The sequence below is a fragment of the Bacillus sp. SIMBA_005 genome (assembly GCF_046535585.1).
Taxonomy (GTDB): Bacteria; Bacillota; Bacilli; order Bacillales; family Bacillaceae; genus Bacillus; species Bacillus pumilus.
The window spans coordinates 1-275 of record NZ_JAWRWI010000341.1 but is presented as its reverse complement, the minus strand read 5'-3'; the positions used below and the strand labels follow the sequence as shown (position 1 = coordinate 275).

The 275-nt window shown below is 74.2% G+C and carries 1 protein-coding gene; it reads right to left on the bottom strand.

The window, feature by feature from the left end; translation table 11 throughout:
• A partial coding sequence (cutA, locus tag SB660_RS20395) for a divalent-cation tolerance protein CutA (protein WP_410584144.1) occupies positions 1 to 275 on the bottom strand: 275 nt, incomplete at both ends.

Genomic DNA, 275 nt, shown 5'->3' with positions numbered 1-275 from the left:
CGCGCAGGCGGTCGATGGCCGCCTGCAGGCGTTTCCCGCGTGTCTTCACCAGCAGCTGCACTTCGTCGGCGCTCTCGATCGCGCCGTTCCAGCGATAGGTCGAGTGGGCGCCGGGCAGGCGGGTGACGCAGGCCGCCAGGCCCTCGGCCACCAGGGCGCGGGCGATCCGCTCGGCGCTTTCGGCGTCGGGGCAGGTGCTCAGCAGCAGGTGGACCGGATCGGCGTCAGGCATCGAGCCAGTATAGGCGGGCCGGCCCGCTGGCCGGGCGGTCCGC